Here is a 21,884-nt window from a genome sequence, read left to right on the forward strand (position 1 = left end):
CAATGAAACTATTATTCCAAAAATATAAAGTTCTGATCGTTTTAGCCTTGGGAATCACGATCGTATTTTTCGGGTTCAAATACTTCTCCAAAAAGAAGCCCGAAAAAAAGATCAATGAAGAGAATAAAAACGTATTCACAGTTCCGGAAGACGTATTAAGAAGACACCCTCTCACTTACGTCGGTTTAAAAGAAGTCTCTCAATTCGAAGAACTTGCATTGCCTGGTAGGATCACCTACGATCCGGAAAGTATGGCAAAGGTAGGTTCTCAAGTAGAAGCCAGGATCAAAAAAGTTTTGGTCAAGGAAGGAGATCGAGTTAGCCAAGGGTCTCCATTGGCCATTCTTTCATCCATCCAATTGGGAGAAGTAGAAGCAGCTTATGTCAAAGCAAGAGCTTCCCTGGATGCATTGAAAATGCAAGCGGATCGTGCTAAGGAACTTTTCGAGATGAAAGTTACTTCTGCCAAAGAATACGAGTTCGCTACCATGCAATACAAAACTGCTAGAACGGAAGTAGAAACCACTCGTATCAAGTTGGACAATTATGGTCTGACTCCTTCCGAAATAGAAGGAATTGAAAGAGGGATCTATGTTTCTTCTAACCTGATCCTCAGGAGCCCTATCAACGGAGAAGTCACTGAAAGAAAAGCGATTCTTGGGCAACAGGTGACTCGTAACGAAGAACTATTCACGATCGCTAACTTAAGCCATCTTTGGGTCCTACTTGATGTATATGAAAAAGATTTGGGCGGAGTGAGAGAAGGTGCGCAGGCTACCATCTTTCCTTTAGGTGATGAACGTAGTGATATTCAGATCCAAGGAAAAGTGGGTTATGTAGGAACGGTTTTGGATAACGTGAAACGTACTGCAAAACTTAGGATCATGGTTTCCAACAAGGGAAACAGATTAAAGCCGGGTCAAACTGTTACAGCAAAAGTTGCCGGTCTAGTTGTGAGTACTGGAGGAGGAAAACGTAAGATGATCCCTCTAGAAGCAGTCCACGAGATAGAAGGAAAATCCTTCGTATTTGTTCCTCATGGAGAAGGTAGTTTTGAAGCGGTAAGCGTGGTAGTAGGGGACACGATAGAAGATGATATCATCATTTTAGGCGGACTTCCCGACGGCTCAGAAGTTGTGTCCAAAGGTTCTTTCGTTTTAAAAAGTGAATTCCTTAAGTTTTAATATTTTCTAATATTCTAACCGGATATTTTTTCAGGATCTCATCTGAAGTAGCAAATTCCCAACCGTTTATCATCGCATGGGAAAGAAGTAATCGATCAAAAGGATCTCTGTGTATATTTGGCAGTCTAGTTAAGAAAAAGATTGCCTCGTCTTGTAAAATCGATTTTTCCAAACCGGATTGAATACATGCATTCACTAAAAAATATCCGGGCATTTCAGGTAGAGGTAATTTACCTAAATCGTATTTAATCTGGATTTCCCATAGGGAAACTTGGTGGAATAGAAATCTGATGTCTTCTTCCTTGCAGAGTTCTTTAATGATCGGGGGAAGTTTTGGATCTTCTAACAAAAACCAGAGAATGATCTGAGTATCTAATAGGATGGTTCGCAAGTTTTATTCCCCGTAAAAATCGGATTCGAATTCTACAAGAGGGGAATTAAAATCATCCGGGACGGTGAATTTACCGGCCAAGAGCCCAGGTTTGAGTTTTTTTGCCTTGGGCATAGAGATGGGTACGAGTTCCACCATAGGACGGTTCCGTTCGGATATAACGACTCTTTCGCCAGAACTAGCGGCTTTTAAATAACGCCCCAAATGGGCCTTTGCCTCACTAAGATTGATCTTTTTCATAAAATAGTCTATATTTAGACTACTATTAGTCTTTAAATGGTTCAATTGTTTTTCAGTCATTTAATCCTCCAATGTAGATGTTTTATTTAAAAATCATAGCACCAAAAAAGTACTTGCGCAACATTTATTCACTAATAACTTGTTAAGCATGAAAGATCTAACGGAAAAGCAACTCGCAGTTCTACATTTTATTACCAATGTGATCAAAGAAAGAGGCTTTCCTCCGACGATCCGAGAGATTGGAGATGAGTTCGGTATTACGGCAAAGGGTGCTTACGATCACCTAAAAGCCATAGAGAAAAAAGGATACCTCAAGACCTCCAAAAACCAATCCAGAGCCATAGAGCTTACCCGCCAAAGCCCATTCGAAAGTTTACCAGTTCCCACCCCAAGCATTCCTCTCTTAGGTAGAGTGGCCGCTGGATTACCCATCCTAGCCGAAGAAAATATAGAAGCGTATATCCCAGTTCCGGAAGAAATGGCCTCAAAAGGAATTACCTTCGCTCTAAAAGTGCAGGGAGATTCCATGATAGAAGCTGGGATCAACGATGGAGACGTAGCGATTATCCAAAAAAAGGATATAGCTCGAAATGGAGAGATCGTTGTTGCATTGATCGAAGACGAAGCCACTTTAAAAGTCTATTTTAAAGAAGCGGATCATATTCGTCTGGAAGCTAGAAATCCAAAATACAAACCGATCCGTAGTAAAAAAGTAACCATTGTAGGAAAGCTGATCGGTCTTTACCGTACCTATTGATCAACGTCTCGGATTTCGGAGTTGACACTAACCCTTGAGAGAGGAAAGATTTTGAAAGAGTGAACTATCTTTCCTTTTTCCGCTTAATTGCAGCCTTATTCCTTTTACTTCTATTATTCGATTGTGCCTCTCGCAAAAAAGAGATCGGAGACAGGGACTTAAAACTTGTCCTTGAGTATCTGACCGAGGCCCGCCTTGCGGAAAGATTGAATTACGCTTCCGAACAAACTATTCGAAAGGATTCCGAAATTTTGGAAGCAGCCTGCGAAAGATACCAACTAGATAAGGATTCCGTAATGGAACAAATTCGAATCAAATACCCGAAGACCTACTTCGCATTGGTCGGCAAAAATGAAGAATAAAGAAAGATTCGCCTGGGCCGGTTTGGTTCTAATCCTATTTACTACACTCGTATTTCGTCCAGTCCACGCAAAAGCTGTTTCAGAAACTGCCGAAAAATACCTGCAATTATTCCATGAAGTTTTCGGGCTCATGCAAAACGGTTATGTAGAAACCGTAGACGAAGAAAAAGTATTCTTAGGTGCGATCAAAGGAATGTTGGGGTCTTTAGGAGATCCTCATTCTTCTTTCTTGGAAGAAGAAGAATACAGACAAATGCGGGAAGAAACTCGCGGATCCTTTGGCGGAGTCGGAATGGAAGTGGCTTATACCGACGGGGCTATAGTAGTTGTTTCTCCTATCGAAGATACTCCTGCGATGAAAGCAGGTATCTTACCTCAAGATAGGATCATAGAGATAGACGGAAAAAGTACCGCAAATTTGGGCTATGTAGAAGGGATCAAATTAATGCGTGGAAAGCCTGGAAGTTCCGTAAGCATTAAGGTAGAAAGAAAAAATATCAAGGAACCTCTGCAATTCACTTTAGTCCGGGAAAACATCAAGATACGTTATGTTCGTTCCTTCTTCTTTGAAAAAGAAAAGGTAGGTTATCTCCGTTTGAATCAGTTCATGGGAGAAAACACATTAGAAGAATTTAAAAAACATCTGAAATTACTCGCGGATAAAAAATCAGAAGGACTAATCGTCGATTTGAGGATGAATCCAGGCGGCTTATTACCTTTATCAGTTGCATTATCAGATATTTTTCTTCCGGAAGGATTGGATATAGTTTCCGTTAGAGGAAGAGGTGGAGAACTCGCGGATGTTTCCAAATCCACAGGCAAGGGAGATAAATATACCACAATACCTTTGGTTGTTTTGATCAATGAAGGTTCCGCTTCCGCTTCCGAAATTTTTGCAGGAGCCATCCAGGATCACAAACGAGGAAAGATCTTAGGAGTCACTTCTTTTGGGAAGGGTTCCGTGCAGATTGTTTATCCACTTTCTTTCGGAATGGCTGTAAAACTTACGGTTCAAAAATATTATACTCCTTCCGGTAAATCACTTCATGGAAAAGGAATCCAGCCAGACGTGATAGTGAAAGGAATAGAGCCGAACGAAGATGATCGTTTTTATCTCAGAAAGATGAGTGAGAAAAAACTATTAGATCAACTTGCTTCCAAATATCCTGAATATAATGAACAGAATTTTTTAAATTTCGAAAAAGCACTTAAAGAACAAGGGATCAAACTTAGTTCGGATGTCGCCAGAGCAGTTTATAAAAATAAAACTCAGGCGGAAAAAGACAGAACTATGACCGATTTGGAATTGGATCCTCAATTGAAAAAAGCAGTGGATCTACTTTCTTCCAAATCTTAAAATTATGATAGGTCTTGGAATAGAGACTAGCTGTGACGAAACCAGCCTAGGAATTGTAAAAGATGGGAAAGAATTACTTTCCCTCAAAATTTTTAGCCAGATAGACCTGCACAAACCTTTTAGGGGGATTGTTCCCGAGATTGCTTCCCGTGCTCATCTGGAAAAGATCAATCCCTTACTTTCGGAAGTTTTAGAAGAATCTAAAATCGGACTTTCCGATCTTGACTATGTGGCTGTGACCAGATCTCCAGGTTTAACAGGTTCTCTTATGATTGGCGCACAATTAGCCAGGTCCATCCATGCGGTGTATGGAACACCTATCGTTCCGCTTTGTCATTTGCAGGCACATTTTGCCGTATTACATTTAGAAGATGTGGAACCTGTATTTCCTGTATTGGGTTTACTTCTTTCCGGTGGAAACTCCGCAATTTATAAGATTCCTCATTTTGGTACAATGGAAGTGGTGGGAGATACGATGGACGATGCCTTAGGAGAGGCATTCGATAAGGTGGCCGGTTTACTATCGTTGCCTTATCCCGGCGGACCTCCTATTGAAAAAGAAGCTTCCAAGTATACTCCAGGGCCAAAGGAAAAAGATCTTTTGCCTCCTTTGCTTAGGAACTTGGAGCAGGACCGCGTTGCATTTTCTTTTTCGGGTTTAAAAACTGCAGTTTCTCATTTGGTCGCAAAACAACCGGGACTTTCTACTCAGGCGGTATGTTATCATTTCCAAAAGACCGCATTCGAGCTTGTGGAAAGAAATCTAAAACGTGCGGTTTCTATTACAGGGATCAAAAGGGTCGTTGCAGGAGGAGGGGTCTTGGCGAATTCTACACTTCGTAACAGATTATCCCAATTCGCGGAAAAAAATTCCCTGGAATTTTTTTCTCCCCAAAAAAAGATCTACTGCACGGATAACGGCGCGATGGTCGCCGCCCTCGGTTATTATCTATTTAAACAGGGATATTCTAAGAGTTTGGACTTTACCGTAAGTCCGGTAAGGCAGGAGACCTATATATGAATCGCAGGCTACATTGGATTCCAAATATGATCACTCTCGGAAACTTGAGTATGGGATTCGTTTCCATATTGATCGCTTCCGAGGCAACGGGTAACGGACCTCAATCCTATATACTCTCCGGATTTTTTATCTTACTCGCAGCAATCTGCGACGGACTGGATGGAATGGTGGCAAGAGCCCTGGATGCAACTAGCGAACTCGGTGCTGACCTGGACAGTCTTGCGGATCTTACTGCATTCGGTATCGCACCTGGATTCCTTTTTTATAATATGGTTTTGAGCGAATACAAGATAGACGTATTCGGAAAAGAGGATCTTTTTCCGATCGGAATGTTGATCGCTGCGATCTTCCCTGCTTGCGCGGCATATAGGTTAGCAAGATTTAATGTGGCTCATGATCCTTCTTCTTTTACAGGGTTACCTTCTCCTATCGCAGGGATTACCATCGGCTTTCTTCCTATCTTTTTAGGAAAGGATCATACTCTTCCGCATTGGTTGGGAATTCCTCTCTTTGTTTTGATCGCTTTTTTAATGGTTTCTAATATTCGTTATGGAAAACCTCAGGTGGCGATTCGTTCCAAGCTAAGTCCGTTACGTGCCGGTTTGATGCTTAGCGCCGCTTTGATCGCTTTGTTCTTCGTAGGATTTGCTCGTTGGCCTTGGCTTGTTTATGGACTGATCTGTCTTTATATCTTCTCCGGGATTTTGACTTTCCTCATCCATATTCTACAAGAGCTGAGAGTTAAACTGGACTGAAAGGAACATTTCTATTTTTTGGCTTAGCCTAAATGGAATCACTTTTCATAACTGATGCTCACTTCTCTTTTAAAAAAGATTGGACGATACTAAAAAAATCCAAGAGAATAAATGAAGTATGGATCAGGAAAAGCTAATTAAAAGGATCACCTTCGATCCTAAAATTTTAGGTGGAAAGCCAATTGTTCGAGGTCGTAGATTAGCCGTTGAACATATCCTTGGAATGCTTGCAGCCGGGGATACACCTGAACAGATTCTACAAGGTTATCCTTGGCTAGAATTGGACGATATACAGGCTTGCCTTGTTTACGCGCATCGAATAGTTTCCCATGAGAGAATAGAAAATATTCCTACTGACTCAAGTCAAGTGGCGTGAAAGTCTTATTGGACACCTGCGTATGGGGAGGAGTATTAAAAGAATTACTCTCGTCTGGAATCGATGTGATTTGGATCGGCGAGTTCCATTCCGATCCAGGTGATGAAGAAATCCTCAAGTTTGCATTTGAACAGAAAAGAATCTTAATAACCTTAGATAAAGACTTCGGAGAATTGGCGGTTGTCCGAAAAATCCCACATCATGGAATTGTTCGTTTGGTGAATCTTTCGACAAGCGAGCAAGTGAGAATTACCAAATACATATTAGGTTTGCATGAAAAAGAATTATTTTCTGGTGCTATCATTACTGCATCGGCAAACAAGCTAAGATTACGATTGCCGGACTTTTCATAAAGATAGCTTCCGACAATCTATACAGTCTTTCAATCGAAGACCGGAATATATACCTGAAATCTCATACTCAAACCGTCTCCTTTACCTTCTTTCTCTCTTGTATGGCGAATATGAATTGAAAAATAAGGATGAAAGATACGTAAGAAAGAATAAAAAGATTTATCAGTTACTACTAAACCTGTTTCTTCCGGAGTGATTGATTCTTCTGCGAATGCTGGATATAAATTTTTTTCTTCCGCATAGATAAGACTCGAGTAAATCTTCCAATTTTTACCTAAGGAGATTTGTAGACCTGCTTCTGTGAGTTTATCTCCGTTCTTTCTCCACTCCTGCCCGAGCTCCCACCTCCAAAATTTTTTCTGATAAGCTATGTATAAACCTTTTCCAAAAACCCAAGAAGAATGATCCGAAAAATGATAGGCTCTGGCTTGAGCTAAAATTGCAAACCATGGAAATTCTAAAATTTCCATCCTGCCCAAAACGGACTCCGCAGAGTAGATTTCTTTTCCATCGTAAGAATATCGACTAGATTCTGCGAATTGTAACCTTCTATAAGGCCCTGGTTCCCAAACAAATCTGAATAATTCCGCTTTTTCTTCCAGATCTGTTCTTTCCGAAAGCTGGAATAATTGTCCTGCTCTTCCTCTAAACCCCGAGGCAAAAATTCTTTTGTCCTTCTCTTTATCCGACCAAGAAGCGGATACAATTCCCTGAGCATCCGCCTTAGTCCCGAAAATTTCAGTCCTAAACCAGTATGGCCTTTTTTCGGATTTTCTTTCTTCGGAGGAGGGAAATTCAAAAAGTACAAATCCTTCTTTCGTTTGGGGAGAATACGCAAGTTCCAGATAATTTTTGTAGGGTTTGAAGAAGAATCCAGGTCGTTTATCCGCAGAGTTCTCTGCATAATAAGTTCCTAATATACTTTCTCCGAATTTTAGCCCTAAAAATCCGGTCCTAACGGTTGGCTGTTCCAAAAACCAGAAGGAGGAAAAATCGAATTTTTCTCTTAAAAAGAAAAAATGATTTAAGGGTCTAAATCGATTTCCATAAGAAAGATAAATATTCTTATTCTCGAATAGATAAGAACCTAAATAGATATCTCCTCTTTTTTCCAAAAATACTTTATGTTTAGCGCATTCTCCTTCCGGAAAGACCAAAACTAAATTTTTTAGACAAACTTCTCCGCGGAGCCATACAGTCTCTTGTCTCTTTGTATAATACCTGGAATCATATCCTGAAAAAGAAACTCCTGTAGAAAAAGGAGAAGGAATATTTTCCGCAGAAAGAATATTCGAAAAAAGGAATAGTATCAGAAGAGATTTTTTCATTTAAAAATCCCTTTTGGTGGAGATCAGTTTTTTAATTTTTCTTCTTTTAGGTTCCGGCAGCGAATCTAAATAGGTTTCAAATTTTTTGGCAGGACCTTTGGAAAGAGACGATATGGAAATAGATTCCTGTAAGGAAAATCCAAGTCTCAAAATCTCTTCCGTTTCGAGAGAAGGAAATATATTGGTTCTTTCGACGGGTATCTGGACCGGAGCTGTGGATTTGTGACCTTCTTCTTTTTTTAAAAATGGAGAATATCCAAGATCGATGAGTCCGATCGGATCGTTTTCCGATTCGAATCCTTCTATCTGTCCTAAAAATCCATCCCAGTTCCAATAGGCTCCGACGGAAATCCTATCTTCAAAATCTAAAGTGTTGTTTTTAATCCTCTCGAAACCTAAACCGATCCTGAATTCAGAATCGTTAGAAGAGTTAAGTAAGATCCCTAAAGAATTTTCTTCCTGGCTCTTTCTTCCGAAAAGATCCCAGCTAAGCTTGGAACCGTAGATCCCAAGAGAAGTAAAATAAGAAGAAGGTTCCGAACCTTCTCTCCCGAATCTAAATCGAAAACCTAAATTGTGACTTAGTTCTATTTGATAACCTAAGGTAATTGTTTCGAAAAATTTTCCTTCTTTGTTCCGACCGGTGCGAACATAGGAGAGTCTGTACTCTTCTTTCGAACCGAATGAGTATGGGAGCTGGAGAGAAATTCCGGAGAGTGGAACTTCTCCTTTTTCATATATTCCAAAAAAGGATATTTCTCCTCCGTTCCACCAAGGACGAAACCAGACCTCTGCGGGTATGTTTTGATCGGATCCAAAAACAAAAGCGCTGGGGAGAAGAAGGATTACTAAATGTAGGAACCTCATTCCCGAGACGGGTCCAACTTTAGAAGGGTTGAGTGCGATTTTTAAGGGTTTGGGCTAATTTTTTCTAAAATGAAACCCAGTTGAACTCAGGATTTGTCCGGGCCAGGGGTAGAATGGATCTTGTGAGTGAGAAAGTGTCGGGCAGATATCCGGAAATTTCTCTAAAAAAATACGGTAAACGCTTGACGGTAGCTATAAATACGTTTAGTATATTAATAACCGTTTAGTAGATTATTGGTGTAAAAATTTCAATTTATGTCGTCTAACTAGGCGAGGGAGAGAAAGTTATGATGATTCGATCTCTACAAGATTCAGGTGCTTACGAGAGAAACCGTAAAGGTCTCGCTGGAGCGGGGTTCGATTGGAGGGAAAAAGTTCGTTCTTCTGAACCGAACTCTAAGACCTTCGCGGATTATTTGGAAGAATCTTTCCAAGGGGACTTGGTCCAGGATGGAAATTGGTTCTCTGAAACACTTTCCGAGCTAAGCAAGAAGAACCTGAGAAAAATTTAAACTTGGCTGAGCGTTGGGGCTCGGGCCTGGATCCTAGATCCCGTATCTTTCACGATGCGGAAGGTCTAGAAGACTGGGAACTGATTGCCGTTCTTTTGGGTAAAGGGAGCAGGGGACTTCCTATCGAAGATCTCAGCCGAGATATCCTAAAAAATTCCAGAGGTTTGGGAGGACTTCTCTCATCCAATATTCCTAGAAATTTTCGTATTAACGGTTTGGGTAGGGCAAAGATCTCTACCTTACTAGCTGCTTTAGAGCTTGCCAAAAGACTTAAATACAAATCGATCCGAATGAGGGGCTATAACCCGACTACACTTTCTTCTTATCTACAGGGTTTATTCTCCCCATTAAAAAGAGAATGTTTTGTCCTAGCGACTATCTCTCCCGCGGGAGATCTTTTAAGAGTGGAGATCGTTTCCAAAGGAAGTTTGGAAGAAGTAGGAGTCCTTCCCAGGGATTTGGTCCGGATTGTACTGAATGACGAGGCTTCTCAAGCGATCCTAGCTCATAATCATCCTGGCATGATCTGTTATCCCAGCCAAGAAGATTGGGAGGTCTATTTCCACTTAAAGGATCTACTGGGCAATTTGGACGTAGAGCTCTTGGACCATTGGATTTTTGGAATTGACGGGATCTTTTCCTGCAAACAATCTACTCGACTAGAAGAGAACTGATCTATTTCTCCTCTTAAATTCCAATCTTAGGTTATAGAGTGACCTCTTTCGTTTTTTTGCGTAATCTCAGAATTTTATCCGTTCTTGTCAGACGGGATTATGCATTGCAGTACGCAGGTTCCGCATTGGGCCTGACGTGGATGTTTCTACAAAACGTAAGTCTTATCCTTATCTATACCGTCGTATTCTATTTTATAGGTATTAGATCCCAGGGTGAAAATTCCATAGAATATTTTTCTAATGTACTCAGCGGACTTTTGTTTTGGATACCTCTCCAGGAATATCTGATCAGAGGAACCGGAATTCTAACGGACAATAGGCAATTGATTAAAAGATCTCCTCTTGGCCCTGAAATTTTCCTTTGGATTCCTTTTGTGCAGTTTTTATTGCATTGGGCAGTGACTTCTATCCCGATCTTTATCTTTTTGGGTTGGGCAGGCAAGCTTGGGATCTGGAGTTTACCTCTATCTTTTCTGTCCATGTTTTGCACCGGATTATTTTTAGCCTGCCTTCAAAGTTATCTAGCAAGAGTGAATATTATTCTAAGAGATATTTCTCCTTTGGTAAGGCTATTGACCCAATTTTTATTTTGGGGATTACCAATTCTTTATGAGTCCAAAGGTATTTTAGGAAAATTGAATGTGTTTAATCCGTTCTTCTTCCCTTTGGAAATTTTTAGATCCGCATTGCTTGCTGGATATGAATCGAAGGCTGGGATTTTGGACTTTCTTCCTTTTATAGGAATTTTTCTCGGGATTTTTCTATTAAGCCGTACTAAACTAAATCAAATAGTGTTGGATCACCTTTGATCAGGATAGAGAATATTTCCAAGACCTACCAAGGTTATAGTAAACCTTGGAATAGACTCTTAAGCGCTGCGACCTTCGGTTATTTCGGCTTGGATGTAAAATACAAGGCATTAGATGGGATTTCTTTTTCCGCGGAGAAGGGAGAAGTGATCGGTATCATCGGTCGCAATGGCGCGGGAAAATCCACGTTACTCAAATTATTGACCGGAGTTTCCAAAGTGGATTCCGGAAAATTAGAGAAGAAGGGGACTATTCGTTCTATCTTAGAATTGGGTGTCGGTTTTAATCCTGAACTTTCCGGAGAGGAAAACTTATATTATAACGGTTTGGTTTGGGGATTGGATCCTGAGGAACTTATCCGATCCTCCGAAGAAATTTTTCGTTTTTCCGGTTTGTCTGAATTTCGCAAAAGCCCTTTAAAAAATTATTCTTCCGGAATGACTATGAGATTGGGATTTGCACTCGCGACTGCAAAACGCCCGGATATCTTGATTGTTGACGAGGCTTTGGCTGTAGGTGACGCAAGCTTTCAGCAAAAAAGTTTAAATAGATTCCGCAAGTTTTCGGAAGAAGGAACTCTAACTTTGATCGTTAGCCATGATCTTGAACTTTTAAAATCTGTCTGCACTCGACTTCTTGTTTTAGAAAAAGGGAAATTGGTATTCGACGGAGATCCGATAGACGGTTTTAGAGAATATATGCAGATCATTGCATCTTCTTCTTTGGAAGGAAACACAAAGATCCTAGATAAGGATTCTCTGGTCGAGTCTTTGGATGTGGAGATCCAATACGCAGGTAAATCTAATCCTTCTATTCTGCCTGTGGGCGCCGAGATATTATTGAGAGTGGTCGCGTCATTTCGCTCTTCTCTGGAAGATCTTACCGTCGGTTTTCATATTGATGATCATCGAGGGATCCGTGTTTTCGGAACGAATACATTTCATATAGGCGGGCGCCAAAAAGATCTAAAGCAGAAGGAACCCGTTCGGATTGATTTTCGTTTTCCGATGAATCTTTCTCCGGGCAAATACTCATTGGGGATCGCATTACATTCAGGTGAAAGTCATGCGGAAGGTTCCTATCTTTGGAAGGATGGGGTTCTGCAATTCGAGTTGGAAAGATTAGATGTTCCAAAGTTTGAAGGGGCGGCTTGGATCCCGGTCAAAGTAGAGGCGAAAAAAGGGGATTTCTCGGGATAAATTCCTTCCCAGCCTTCCCTTTGAAAGGATTCTGGTTTCCGTATGAAAGTTTGCGTAATTGGAAGCGGCTATGTGGGCCTTGTGGCCGGAGCTTGCTTTGCGGAATATGGAAATCATGTGATCTGCGTGGATAAGGACTCTAAAAAAATAGAGGACTTGAAAAAAGGAATCATACCTATTTACGAACCTGGTTTGTCAGAATTGGTTTTGAATAACCATAAAGAGAACCGACTGGGTTTCAGTACTTCTATCCAAGAAGGAGTAGAAGGCTCAGAAATCATTTTTATCGCGGTTGGAACTCCAACATCCGAAGACGGATCCGCGGATTTGAGTGCAGTATTCGCGGTGGCGGAACAAATCGGAAAATCCATCAACGGTTATAAGGTAATCGTGGATAAATCCACCGTTCCTGTAGGAACTGCGGCTAAAGTAAGGGAAATTATTTCCAAAAACACCAAACATGAATTCGACGTGGTCTCCAATCCTGAGTTCTTAAAGGAAGGCGCTGCAATCGATGACTTCATGAGGCCTGAAAGAGTTGTGATCGGTGCTGATAGCGAAAGAGCCGGAGAGCTTGTTGCACAACTTTACGCCCCATTCGTATTGAATGGAAATCCTATTATCAAAATGGGAACCGTTTCTGCAGAGCTAACTAAATACGCATGTAACGCATTCTTAGCAACCAAGATCTCCTTTGCAAACGAGATCGCAAACTTATGCGAAACTGTGGGTGCAGATTACGAAGACGTAAGAAAAGGAATGGGAACCGATTCCAGGATCGGACGCCAATTTTTATATGCCGGAATCGGTTACGGTGGTTCTTGTTTTCCTAAAGACGTTCGTGCATTGATCCGCACTTCTGAAAATTTTTCCTCTTCTTTGAGAATTATAAGAGAAGTGGAAAGAGTGAATGAGGATCAGAAGGTCCGTTTATTCACAAAGATAGAGGACTTCTTCGGGAAAGGTCAGATCAAAGGAAAAACTTTTGCAGTTTGGGGACTTGCATTCAAGCCGGGCACAGACGATATGAGAGAAGCTCCCTCCATTCCTTTATTATTAAAATTGCATGAAGAAGGCGCTAAGATCAAGGCATTCGATCCTGTTGCAAAAGAAACTTCAGAATACTATTTTAAAGATAAGATAGATTATGCGAAAGACGCGTATGACGCGTTGGAAGGTGCGGATGCACTCCTTCTTCTTACAGAATGGAGAGAATTCAGAGAACCTGATTTTTCCAGAATTAAAAAATTAATGAAAGGTCATGTGATCTTTGACGGTAGAAATCAATATCGTCCGGACCATATGAAAAAAGAAGGATTCAAATACTTCTCGATAGGTAAAAAAGCAGTTTAAAGTCCGTTTAATAAGTCCTGGATCTCTTTCTTTTCCTCCGGATCGGAGCTGAGTTCCAGGGCTTTTTTTAGATCTTCTTTCGCTTCCGTTTTTTTTCCGAGAGAAGAATACGCTCCCCCTCTATAATACAACACAGCTTTGGAATGTCCCGTAGGGAATTTATCCAAATACAGAGAAAACGTTTTGATCGCTTTTTCCCAGTTTTTCAATTCCGAAAAGCTGAGCCCTAAATTGAACAGGGCCTTATGTTTGTTCTCGGGCATTCTGGGATCTTCGGATGCAAAGGATTTATAAAAATAGTCTGCTGCCTTTTTGTATTCTTTGGCTTCGAAATAATATTCTCCCGCTTTTAATAGGAGGAGATTGTTTTCAGGATCTTTTTCCAATTCGGCAAGAAGGTTAACTTCTTTGTCTCGTTTTGAATAAGCCGACCTTAAAGTTTTGATCACCATTTTATGATCAGGCATTCCTGCGATCTTTTCAGTAAGGCTTCCGTTCTTGTCCAAAAACAAAAGTGTGGGATAGCCTGTAACTCCGTACTTTTTCTTTAAGTTCGGAAATTTGTCCCCATCCAGAGAAAGAAGTACGAACTTGGACATTTCTTTTCGAACTTCTTTTTTAGGATAAATTTCCTTTTTGAGGGTTTTACAATAACCGCACCAGTCCGCGTATACATCTATAAAGATGGGCCGTCCTTCCGTCTTTGCCTTATTAAAAGCGGTCTCGACGGAAGTCTCCCAAACCTCGGCGGTCATCTCCGAGGCGAATACCAGGGTGATCAATAGTAGGATGGAACGGATTTTTGAAAAAGGGAGCATTGGTCTCATCTCTTCGACCTTTTTTTCTCCGTTTCGTTTTTAAGGAAACGCAGAAATACGGAATTTTTTGTTTACCGTCAAGAACAGGTCCGGATATTCGAAGTATCTCCGGTGGTAACGATGGACTTCCTGCTTCAGTTAGAGCAAATCCTTAAAAAAAGAAAAGAAGAACTTCCCGAAAAATCCTACACTGCGGACCTCTTCCGAGGTGGCGTGGACCGTATCCTTAAAAAAGTAGGGGAAGAAGCTGGAGAAGTGATTATCGCAGCAAAAAACGCGGACAAAAAAGAACTCACTCATGAATCCGCGGATTTACTCTTTCATTTACAGGTTCTTCTTGTGGAAAGAGGGCTTTCTCTTTCCGACATAGTGGAAGAACTTAAAAAAAGACATTCTTAATCGATCTTTAAACCTGTAGTTTTGTCCCGCATTCAGGACAGAATTTCGCTCCGAAAATTTCTATTTTAAATCCACAGTTATGACAGAACTTTCCGCCAAGTTGAGGTTTGGCGGAGTTTTCCGTTTTGGTAGATACGAGCGTGGCAGCTCCCTGGCTGATCCTTTTGTCCTGCTCTTCTAATTCTTTTACTAGGCCCGAGGAGATGGATTTGAATTCAATCTCGGTCAATTTTCCGGTATCGAATTCTATTTTGAGGTCTTTCAGGTTATCCAGAAGAACGTCCCTTCTATCAAATAACTCGGAACTTTTAGGATCTGTTTCGTACGGGATATGTTTTGCGAACATACTCACGTAAACGAACGGAGCCGCGACTATCGCGACTAAAACTATATAAAAGAAAATTAATAAGAAATCCATTATTTCTGTTTCTCCTTTATTTCGGAGATGTATTTATCGAATGAGGAATGATTTTCCGATTCTGTTGCGATCGCCGCCTTAGGAGCTGTTCTTCTTTTTAGATACAAATAGATCAGAAGTATTCCGAATGCAGCAGCGGCTGCGATACTAAAATCGATCCAAGAGGAATCGGGTTTTGCCAGGATATCCGGACCAAAACCCATGATGACTCCTTGTGCCATTCCCTGGTTTCCGGTTTCGATAAACTTTGCAATGATCGGATCAGAAACCACATCTTGGCCGAAACCATGGATCATTTTATCCACGATCACATCTGCGGATTCTCCTGCTCTGATCCTATTTTCTATGAACAGTTTCAGTTTTGCGGAAACTGTACAATTATTAAAGGAACAACTTTTAATCGCGATAGAAGGGATACAAATACATCGGATTCTTTCCGTCACATTATGGAATGTGCGTATCTGTTCTTGATCTGTCAGATTCGTAAAAGTAGAATCAGCATGCGAAGCGCCGTTCCAAAGCAGAAATCCGAAGAGTAAAATTAGAATTTTCTTATATGATTCAAAAGTGATCAAACGTTTCATTTTTTATCTTCTCCTATCGGCAATAGGATCAATAATCCGGATAAGAAGAACATCAAGGATCCTGCCCAAATAAATTTTACCATAGGATTGATCCAGACTTCTAAATTTGCTACGATCTGGTTCGGGAATTTCAGATATTTTGCAGCCTTAATCGCAGGGTCTCTTGTAAAGAAGAAGTCCAAGAACATCCCGGGCAGATCCGGATTTTCATCCGAAAGATCCGCATGTTCTATCGCTCCTAATTGGATATAAAGATCCTCTTTAGGGGTAGAAGAGATAGAAGGTTCACTGGTGGGAATATGTGTCTCGAAGTCGCCGCTTAAATGGGAGATTTGCGGATAGTATCTTCTCTCGGTCACCATGGTATCAAAATCTTTCAGCTGTCTTTTGACTTCGAATGTTGCCTCATGAGAAACGATTACGTTCCTATGATTGACTCCGGCTTCCGGATCTCCGTTTATAATCGGTTTGATTTTAAGAGTGGTCGCACCAATCGTATAATCCCCTAAGATTGCAGTATCATCGCTTGTATAGATGAGTTCATTCGTAGGAGAAAATCTCAGGAAATAGAAAAACTTAACGGAAGTGTTTTGTTTGAATGCGTTTCCGGCAAGGCCTATAAATAATATCACCATAGACAAGTGGACCAGATAGCCGCCGTATCTTCTTTTATTCTTAAGAAGCATTCTGAATCCGGCCTGGATATAATTTTCTCCTTGGATAGCGGCCCTTCTCGCCTTGATACCATTATGATATTCTTGTGCGATTCCGGCTATCGTGAATATTCCGAGTCCTACCGTAACGACGCTGTAAACCTCTCCCAGAACATCACCTAAGCTATAATCACTGATAGAAAAATTGCTTCTATAATATAGGATATAGATTCCCGCCCCAACGAAGCCTGCGATCAGAGGTTTTAATAATGTAGTAAAAAATATTTGGTCAGCACCTTTTCTCCATGCGAGTAATGGTGCGGCTCCCATGAGTAGGATCAGAAGGATTCCCGCTGGAACTCCCCAGGAGTTAAACCAAGGCGCCTTATATTCCACTCCGGATAATAAAGGAGAGAATACTCCGAGCAGAATGGATAGTGTCGCGATCACCAAAAGGAAATTATTGAGTAAGAAACTTCCTTCTTTGGAAGTGATTGCTTCTAAATTTCTTTCCGGTTTCAGTTTGTCTTTTCTATATATTAAAATTCCAAGATAGAATAGAAAGCTTACACCGATAAATACTATAAATGGAGTTCCGATACTGGATTTGGAGAAAGAGTGAGGTCCTTCTAAAACTCCGCTTCGAGTGATCCAAGTTCCGAGTAGGCAAAAATGGAATGCTAGGATGATCAGAAGCATATTCCAAAATTTTAACATTCCTCTTCTTTCTTGGATGATCATGGAATGCAGGAACGCAGTTGATAAGAGCCAAGGCATCAAACTTGCGTTTTCAACAGGGTCCCAGGCCCAATAACCACCCCAGCCTAATTCTTCGTAAGCCCATTTAGAACCTAAGAGTATTCCTGTTCCTAAGAAAAACCAGGAGAAGATACTCCATCTTCTTACAAACCTAAACCAATTCTCAGATAATTGTCCTGTGATCAGTGCGGAAGAAGCGATTGCGAATGGAATCGCGAAGCTTACATAACCTATATATAAGATTGGAGGATGGATGATCATCGCCCAATGTTGTAATAGAGGATTTAATCCTCTACCTGCAACTGCAGCTGGTTGGAATTCACGGAATGGTTGTGCATCCGGAAAGAAGATCGCCAAAAAGGAAAAAAAACATGTGATCACCGCTAAGGATAAATGCATTACCGGGATTCTTTCGTTTAAAAGATCTTTTGTTTGCCAAAGAACTATGAATGTGAATCCGGAGAGCAACAAATTCCAGAAGAGAAGTGAACCGGAAGATCCGGACCAAACGGAAGTGATCTTATAAAATAAAGGAAGATGTTCGCTGGAATGCATCGCAACATAATAGTTGGATAGATCCGTTCTCATGAGTTGGACAACCAACACAATAAAGGCCAGAAGAATGACGGCAAAATTGGCCATCAAAGTATAACGGCCTAATTCTAATGCTCTGGAATCGTTTTTAAAAATTCCGTAACTGGTTTGGATGATGGAAAATAATAGGATGGAGAAGGAGGATATGAGACAAACTGCGCCTAAATCGTTCATTGTTCTACTTTCTTAAAAATTTGGGACATTGGACTAAACTTGGAAACGAAATAGATCGATGATCTTTTCGTTATGAAAATATAATATTAATATTCTTTATCTTCTCCTTCTCCCTTATAACCTGCTTCGTATTTGGAAGCACATTTTGCTTCTACCTTATCGGCGACTATGACTCCGTTTTTCCAAACCCCGTCCACTCTGGCTCTTGTGCCTTCTTTAAATGCGTCCGGTAATAATGTAGCTCCTGTAAAAAAAACAGGCACTTCTTTTTCGTTTAGTTGGAGAACAAACTTGGCAGTTTTTCCTTCTCTGACTACCGAACCTAATTTTACGAATCCTCTTACTCTTAAAAGATCGTCCGGTTCGTATTTAGTAGGATTTGCCGCTAAATCGGATGCATCCAATAGAGTATAAGAAGTTTCTTTAGAAGAGAAGAATGCGATTGTTCCTAAGGAAATTGCGATAATACTCGCAAGCACGGTAAATTTCACGTTCATATATATGTTTAATTCCAGTCCTTAGACCAAGGATATCGGATACGGAGGGGAAGAAAAGTGGAAATACTCTCTCTAAACCCGTAAACGAATAGCCCGATCCTCTCTTTCCAAGCAATACTTGTGTTCTCCAAACTTTGGGAAGAAGGTATAAAATCGTCTATGGTCAATATTTTGACCCTGGACCTATAGTCAGTTGGCCAAGGATGGATCTTGATACCGGTGTTTGCAAATACCAGCAAGGATCTTTCCATATGAAATGCAGAAGTGATCAGGATTGCGGACTTCCATTTGTTTTTACGAAAAAGTTCTGCCGTTTTCTCCGCATTCTCCTTGGTGTTTCTACTTTCATTCTCCAAAAAAACAGCCTTTCCCGGAATGCCTAAGGATTGGAAAAATTGGAGAGCGAAGTCGGATTCTTTCCGAGTTTGAAAAAATAAATTCCCGGAACCTCCGGTGAAAACGATACGAGGAGCTTTCCTTTTTTGGAATAATAATACAGCGTCGGTCATCCGTTCCGCGGCGGAAGTCAACTGCACCTGTTGTTCGTATAAGGCGAGATTATCGACAGCTCCGCCTAAAACTAAAATTGCATCCGAGTTCTCCAAAGTTTCTAAACGAACGGGGGGATGTTTTTCTTCCAGGCCTCTGACCAACCATTGGGAAAAACTATCTGTGGAAGCCACCCAGATAATGAATGTAGGAACTAAAACCCAAACCTTCTGTTTGAATTTCGGAAGCCTAAACGCGAAAAATACCAACAGAAGTAGGGACGCAGGTAAGGGAAATAAGAAGGCCCCCGCAAGTTTGGAGGCCGCAAAAAAGATCGTATCCATTTTTATTCTAGGAGCTTTCCGCCTACAGCCCAATTTTCTCTGGAGACTTCGTCGATCACGATATACGTGGATTCAGGAGGTCTTGCTGCTACTTTTGCAAGTGTTTCGGAGAATTCTTTCGATATCTGCTGTTTTTGCTCTTTAGTGAGAGGCCCTGCGACTTTTAGATTGATATAAGGCATAAATCCCTGGTTTAAAATGGTTTTAAGGTGGCTCAATGGTTTATTTCGAACGGGTATTACGCAACGGATTTTTTTCTAAAAATGGCAGGTTCGTTCAAGCCGTAACCCGGGTTTTGGGTATATACTGGATCTGAAATTGTGAGGAGTTTTATCCATGAAATTCGCTAAGGAAATGGCCTTCTATTCAGCGTACCACCAAGAAAAAAGAAACGTGTGGATCCACGTGTTAGGAGTTCCTACCATCACCTTCACCTTATTTTTGGTGCTTAATAGATTAGAGTTAATTAATGTTTTTGGTTATACAGTAACCGCTGCTACAGTATTCGGGATCGTAGTGCTTGCTTACTACTTTACTTTAGATTTCATTTTCGCTGCAGCAACCACTGTAGTTTTCGGCTCCCTGATGTTTTTAGCTCAATACATTACACTATCGTTAACCGCTACCACTGCATGGAGCATCTTCGCAGTTGCTCAATTAGTAGGTTGGGGAGCTCAATTCTACGGACATTTTATTTTTGAAAAAAGCCGTCCCGCATTGTTCGATAACCTATTCCAAGCTGTAGTATCTGCTCCAATCTTCGTAATTGCAGATGTGTTCTTCGAATTAGGACTTAGAAAAGATGTGCAAGAGGCAGTTCGTAAGGAATTGGCTGCACAAGGCAAACTCAAAGACTTCAGCACTGCTCATTAACATTCTCTCTTGCTCCGGCAAACGCCCGCGATCTAGCGGGCGCTTTTCTTTTTTAAATATTCCTTAACTTAAACACAAAAATGAACTACAACATTCGTGTTGGCGCCTAAAAATTTAGAAGGTTGCACACCGAACATTCTTTTAAAAGTCCGACTCAAATGTGCTTGGTCCGCAAAACCTGCTGCATGGGAAGCTTCGGTAAGATTCCCGCCTTCTTTCAAAAGTTTTGCCGCTTCATGTAATCTCAACCAAAGTTGGTATTGTCTTACAGGTAAACCCATCTGCAATTTGAAAACATGCATAAATCTAGTTTCTGAAAATCCCGCTTCTTTTGCGAGCTCCGGAACGGAGATAGAACCGGGAAGCGCGGATTTCATTCTAAGAGTAGCGGATAAAACTCTTGGATCCAAAGAAACTCTGGAAGGTTTTTCGGTTCCTACACAGGCAAGAATATCTTCGAAAAGTTCTTTAGCAGTTTGGCAATTTACCTTTTCATGAAATAGATTTTTACATCTGGAAAGAACAGGCTCTAGATTTTCAAAAGGGATCTCGGAAATTCCCTTTCTTCCGAACCTGGCAGCAACGGAAGCATAGTCGATACCATAAGGATCAATTTGTAAAACGATCATATCCGAATTTTCCGCGGAAAGAGTATGATACGTATTGGGAGCCAATACAACTGCTTGGAACTCTAAAACGTTACCCGATTCCTCGATCACTTTGAACTTAGAAGTTAAAGAGATTAGAATGGAAACTGCATAGTGAGAGTGAGGATCTGTGGTCAGTCCTTTCTGGGCCAGGAATACTCTGGCTCCGAAATAAAATAAGGTTCCGATCTGAGAGTCTTCCATTTCCCCAATACCGGATTATAATTTTTGAATGATTCTTTCCAGGGTTTTTTCAGGACGTTCAAACGGAAAAAAATGGGAAATATCATCCCATAACTCTAAGCTCGAGTTCGGATTTCCAGCTATAATCCTTTTGGCAGCAGAAGGAGAGCATACTTCGTATTTTCTAGGGATGGTGATATGAGTTTCTGTCTTGATCCCTCGATATTGTAATAGGCTTATAAAACTGACTGAGTTGAAAATTTTGGCTTCTAATTCAGGAGGACAACATAAGGCCCATTTTTCTCCTTCTTTTTTAAAACAAGAATTCAAATAATCTTCGAAAACTTCATCAGACCAATTCAAAAATGTAGGAGTTTTTCTGAATGCTTTTTTGACGAGAGTTAGGTCTTTAAATTCTCTTCTTCTTTTTATCGCACCTTTTGCTAGGGGAGTATCGAATGCCAATGCAAGAAGAAGATACACAATATTTAAGATCACAGGATCCATCGCGAAAATTTTTCGAAACAGATCAGGTCTTTGATAAGAAGAAAGAAGAAGACTTGCTCCTCCTAGAGAATGCCCTATTCCCACAACATTCTTCAAACCTTCCGTTTCGATCAGAGTTAAAATTTGGTCACGAAAGAAAAACCAGTCTTTCCAATCCATATTCGCTTCTGATTCACCGTGACCACAAAAATCCAAAGCAAGGACTCTATGAGTTTCAGAAAGTTTTTTGATGAAGAAGGAATAACAACCTGCGGAAAATCCATTAGCATGAGCGATTAATATCGGATCCAAGGATTTGTTACCGGAATCTATATAAGAAAGTTTGATTCCACGGAAGTTAAATGTTTTTCTATCCATTCAAGATTTGCCCTTGCTATTTCTTTCCCTTTACTTTCGATGGACAGGAA

The 21,884-nt window shown here is 40.7% G+C and carries 28 protein-coding genes; 15 read left to right on the forward strand and 13 right to left on the reverse strand.

All coding sequences use genetic code 11. The features are described from left to right. Positions 1-2: 2 nt before the first annotated feature. Positions 3-1,184: an efflux RND transporter periplasmic adaptor subunit gene (locus CH365_RS09805; RefSeq protein ID WP_100768665.1), complete on the forward strand. Its 1,182-nt coding sequence runs from the start codon at positions 3-5 to the stop codon at positions 1,182-1,184. On the opposite strand, the gene CH365_RS09810 is transcribed toward CH365_RS09805, so the two are convergent. Further along, positions 1,174-1,575 (reverse strand): type II toxin-antitoxin system VapC family toxin, encoded by a 402-nt coding sequence (locus tag CH365_RS09810; protein WP_100768400.1) that lies wholly within the window; start codon positions 1,573-1,575, stop codon positions 1,174-1,176. The genes CH365_RS09805 and CH365_RS09810 overlap by 11 nt on opposite strands. Before the next feature lie 3 nt (positions 1,576-1,578). Continuing rightward, positions 1,579-1,875 carry a type II toxin-antitoxin system Phd/YefM family antitoxin gene (locus tag CH365_RS09815; RefSeq protein ID WP_100768401.1) on the reverse strand — a complete coding sequence of 99 codons (297 nt, stop codon included), beginning with the start codon at positions 1,873-1,875 and terminating at the stop codon, positions 1,579-1,581. Between the two features lie 88 nt (positions 1,876-1,963). On the opposite strand from CH365_RS09815, the gene lexA reads away from it, so the two are divergent. The 7 genes from lexA (at position 1,964) to CH365_RS09850 (ending at position 6,796) form a co-directional block, all read left to right on the forward strand. Continuing rightward, a complete protein-coding gene (lexA, locus tag CH365_RS09820) occupies positions 1,964-2,572 on the forward strand; it encodes a transcriptional repressor LexA (RefSeq protein ID WP_020771443.1) in 609 nt (202 codons plus the stop codon). Positions 2,573-2,631: 59 nt separating this feature from the next. After that, on the forward strand, positions 2,632-2,934 hold the full coding sequence (locus CH365_RS09825; protein ID WP_100768402.1) for an LA_1448 family UV-C exposure upregulated protein: 303 nt from the start codon (positions 2,632-2,634) through the stop codon (positions 2,932-2,934). Further along, positions 2,924-4,291 carry a S41 family peptidase gene (locus tag CH365_RS09830; RefSeq protein ID WP_100768403.1) on the forward strand — a complete coding sequence of 456 codons (1,368 nt, stop codon included), beginning with the start codon at positions 2,924-2,926 and terminating at the stop codon, positions 4,289-4,291. Before CH365_RS09825 ends, CH365_RS09830 begins: the two co-directional genes overlap by 11 nt. Before the next feature lie 4 nt (positions 4,292-4,295). Continuing rightward, positions 4,296-5,312 carry a tRNA (adenosine(37)-N6)-threonylcarbamoyltransferase complex transferase subunit TsaD gene (gene tsaD / locus CH365_RS09835; protein WP_100768404.1) on the forward strand — a complete coding sequence of 339 codons (1,017 nt, stop codon included), beginning with the start codon at positions 4,296-4,298 and terminating at the stop codon, positions 5,310-5,312. Beyond that, positions 5,309-6,067 (forward strand): CDP-diacylglycerol--serine O-phosphatidyltransferase, encoded by a 759-nt coding sequence (pssA, locus tag CH365_RS09840; RefSeq protein WP_100768405.1) that lies wholly within the window; start codon positions 5,309-5,311, stop codon positions 6,065-6,067. The genes tsaD and pssA overlap by 4 nt, the downstream gene beginning before the upstream one ends. Positions 6,068-6,185: 118 nt before the next feature. Next, positions 6,186-6,443: a DUF433 domain-containing protein gene (locus tag CH365_RS09845; RefSeq protein ID WP_100768406.1), complete on the forward strand. Its 258-nt coding sequence runs from the start codon at positions 6,186-6,188 to the stop codon at positions 6,441-6,443. A gap of 8 nt (positions 6,444-6,451) precedes the next feature. After that, positions 6,452-6,796 (forward strand): DUF5615 family PIN-like protein, encoded by a 345-nt coding sequence (locus CH365_RS09850; RefSeq protein ID WP_244283100.1) that lies wholly within the window; start codon positions 6,452-6,454, stop codon positions 6,794-6,796. 29 nt (positions 6,797-6,825) lie between these two features. Here the strand turns inward: CH365_RS09850 and CH365_RS09855 are convergent, their stop codons facing one another. Further along, positions 6,826-8,124: a hypothetical protein gene (locus CH365_RS09855; RefSeq protein WP_100768408.1), complete on the reverse strand. Its 1,299-nt coding sequence runs from the start codon at positions 8,122-8,124 to the stop codon at positions 6,826-6,828. After that, positions 8,125-8,991 (reverse strand): hypothetical protein, encoded by an 867-nt coding sequence (locus tag CH365_RS09860; RefSeq protein ID WP_100768409.1) that lies wholly within the window; start codon positions 8,989-8,991, stop codon positions 8,125-8,127. A 287-nt stretch (positions 8,992-9,278) separates the two neighbouring features. Between CH365_RS09860 and CH365_RS09865 the strand changes: the two genes are divergently transcribed. From CH365_RS09865 to CH365_RS09885, 5 genes are read left to right on the forward strand one after another with little or no spacing between them, the layout of a single operon-like run. Further along, the gene (locus CH365_RS09865; RefSeq protein WP_010515858.1) at positions 9,279-9,503 is read left to right on the forward strand and encodes an LIC12298 family protein; all 225 of its coding nucleotides are present in this window, start codon (positions 9,279-9,281) and stop codon (positions 9,501-9,503) included. Positions 9,504-9,505: 2 nt separating this feature from the next. Further along, on the forward strand, positions 9,506-10,177 hold the full coding sequence (locus CH365_RS09870) for a JAB domain-containing protein (protein WP_100768410.1): 672 nt from the start codon (positions 9,506-9,508) through the stop codon (positions 10,175-10,177). 38 nt (positions 10,178-10,215) lie between these two features. Next, entirely contained in the window at positions 10,216-10,986 is a 771-nt protein-coding gene (locus CH365_RS09875; RefSeq protein ID WP_100768411.1) for an ABC transporter permease, read from the forward strand. Further along, positions 10,983-12,185 (forward strand): ABC transporter ATP-binding protein, encoded by a 1,203-nt coding sequence (locus tag CH365_RS09880; RefSeq protein WP_100768412.1) that lies wholly within the window; start codon positions 10,983-10,985, stop codon positions 12,183-12,185. Before CH365_RS09875 ends, CH365_RS09880 begins: the two co-directional genes overlap by 4 nt. 42 nt (positions 12,186-12,227) lie before the next feature. Continuing rightward, positions 12,228-13,538 carry a UDP-glucose dehydrogenase family protein gene (locus tag CH365_RS09885; RefSeq protein WP_100768413.1) on the forward strand — a complete coding sequence of 437 codons (1,311 nt, stop codon included), beginning with the start codon at positions 12,228-12,230 and terminating at the stop codon, positions 13,536-13,538. Here CH365_RS09885 and CH365_RS09890 read toward each other — a convergent pair. Continuing rightward, positions 13,535-14,356 (reverse strand): tetratricopeptide repeat protein, encoded by an 822-nt coding sequence (locus CH365_RS09890; RefSeq protein ID WP_100768414.1) that lies wholly within the window; start codon positions 14,354-14,356, stop codon positions 13,535-13,537. The two genes, CH365_RS09885 and CH365_RS09890, sit on opposite strands and share 4 nt — an antisense overlap. A 120-nt stretch (positions 14,357-14,476) precedes the next feature. On the opposite strand from CH365_RS09890, the gene hisE reads away from it, so the two are divergent. Next, positions 14,477-14,755 carry a phosphoribosyl-ATP diphosphatase gene (gene hisE, locus CH365_RS09895; protein WP_008593771.1) on the forward strand — a complete coding sequence of 93 codons (279 nt, stop codon included), beginning with the start codon at positions 14,477-14,479 and terminating at the stop codon, positions 14,753-14,755. A gap of 7 nt (positions 14,756-14,762) precedes the next feature. Here hisE and CH365_RS09900 read toward each other — a convergent pair whose 3' ends face one another. From CH365_RS09900 to CH365_RS09925, 6 genes are all read right to left on the reverse strand, one after another. Then, positions 14,763-15,173 carry a zinc ribbon domain-containing protein gene (locus tag CH365_RS09900; RefSeq protein WP_100768415.1) on the reverse strand — a complete coding sequence of 137 codons (411 nt, stop codon included), beginning with the start codon at positions 15,171-15,173 and terminating at the stop codon, positions 14,763-14,765. Continuing rightward, positions 15,173-15,757: a cytochrome c-type biogenesis protein CcmH gene (locus CH365_RS09905; protein WP_100768416.1), complete on the reverse strand. Its 585-nt coding sequence runs from the start codon at positions 15,755-15,757 to the stop codon at positions 15,173-15,175. Before CH365_RS09905 ends, CH365_RS09900 begins: the two co-directional genes overlap by 1 nt. Then, the gene (locus CH365_RS09910) at positions 15,754-17,937 is read right to left on the reverse strand and encodes a heme lyase CcmF/NrfE family subunit (RefSeq protein WP_100768417.1); all 2,184 of its coding nucleotides are present in this window, start codon (positions 17,935-17,937) and stop codon (positions 15,754-15,756) included. The genes CH365_RS09905 and CH365_RS09910 overlap by 4 nt, the downstream gene beginning before the upstream one ends. Before the next feature lie 86 nt (positions 17,938-18,023). Continuing rightward, a complete protein-coding gene (locus tag CH365_RS09915) occupies positions 18,024-18,434 on the reverse strand; it encodes a cytochrome c maturation protein CcmE domain-containing protein (RefSeq protein ID WP_100768418.1) in 411 nt (136 codons plus the stop codon). A gap of 8 nt (positions 18,435-18,442) precedes the next feature. Next, a complete protein-coding gene (locus tag CH365_RS09920; protein WP_100768419.1) occupies positions 18,443-19,267 on the reverse strand; it encodes a YdcF family protein in 825 nt (274 codons plus the stop codon). A gap of 2 nt (positions 19,268-19,269) precedes the next feature. After that, on the reverse strand, positions 19,270-19,449 hold the full coding sequence (locus CH365_RS09925; protein WP_100710374.1) for a tautomerase family protein: 180 nt from the start codon (positions 19,447-19,449) through the stop codon (positions 19,270-19,272). Between the two features lie 154 nt (positions 19,450-19,603). Between CH365_RS09925 and CH365_RS09930 the strand changes: the two genes are divergently transcribed. After that, positions 19,604-20,140 (forward strand): Mpo1 family 2-hydroxy fatty acid dioxygenase, encoded by a 537-nt coding sequence (locus tag CH365_RS09930; protein ID WP_100768420.1) that lies wholly within the window; start codon positions 19,604-19,606, stop codon positions 20,138-20,140. Positions 20,141-20,208: 68 nt separating this feature from the next. On the opposite strand, the gene CH365_RS09935 is transcribed toward CH365_RS09930, so the two are convergent. Continuing rightward, positions 20,209-20,991, reverse strand: coding sequence for a helix-turn-helix domain-containing protein (locus CH365_RS09935; RefSeq protein ID WP_100768421.1), 783 nt, complete (start codon positions 20,989-20,991; stop codon positions 20,209-20,211). A gap of 15 nt (positions 20,992-21,006) precedes the next feature. Beyond that, on the reverse strand, positions 21,007-21,834 hold the full coding sequence (locus CH365_RS09940; RefSeq protein WP_100768422.1) for an alpha/beta fold hydrolase: 828 nt from the start codon (positions 21,832-21,834) through the stop codon (positions 21,007-21,009). Positions 21,835-21,884: the final 50 nt, after the last annotated feature.

It is taken from the genome of Leptospira neocaledonica, assembly GCF_002812205.1.
GTDB classification, from domain to species: domain Bacteria; phylum Spirochaetota; class Leptospiria; order Leptospirales; family Leptospiraceae; genus Leptospira_B; species Leptospira_B neocaledonica.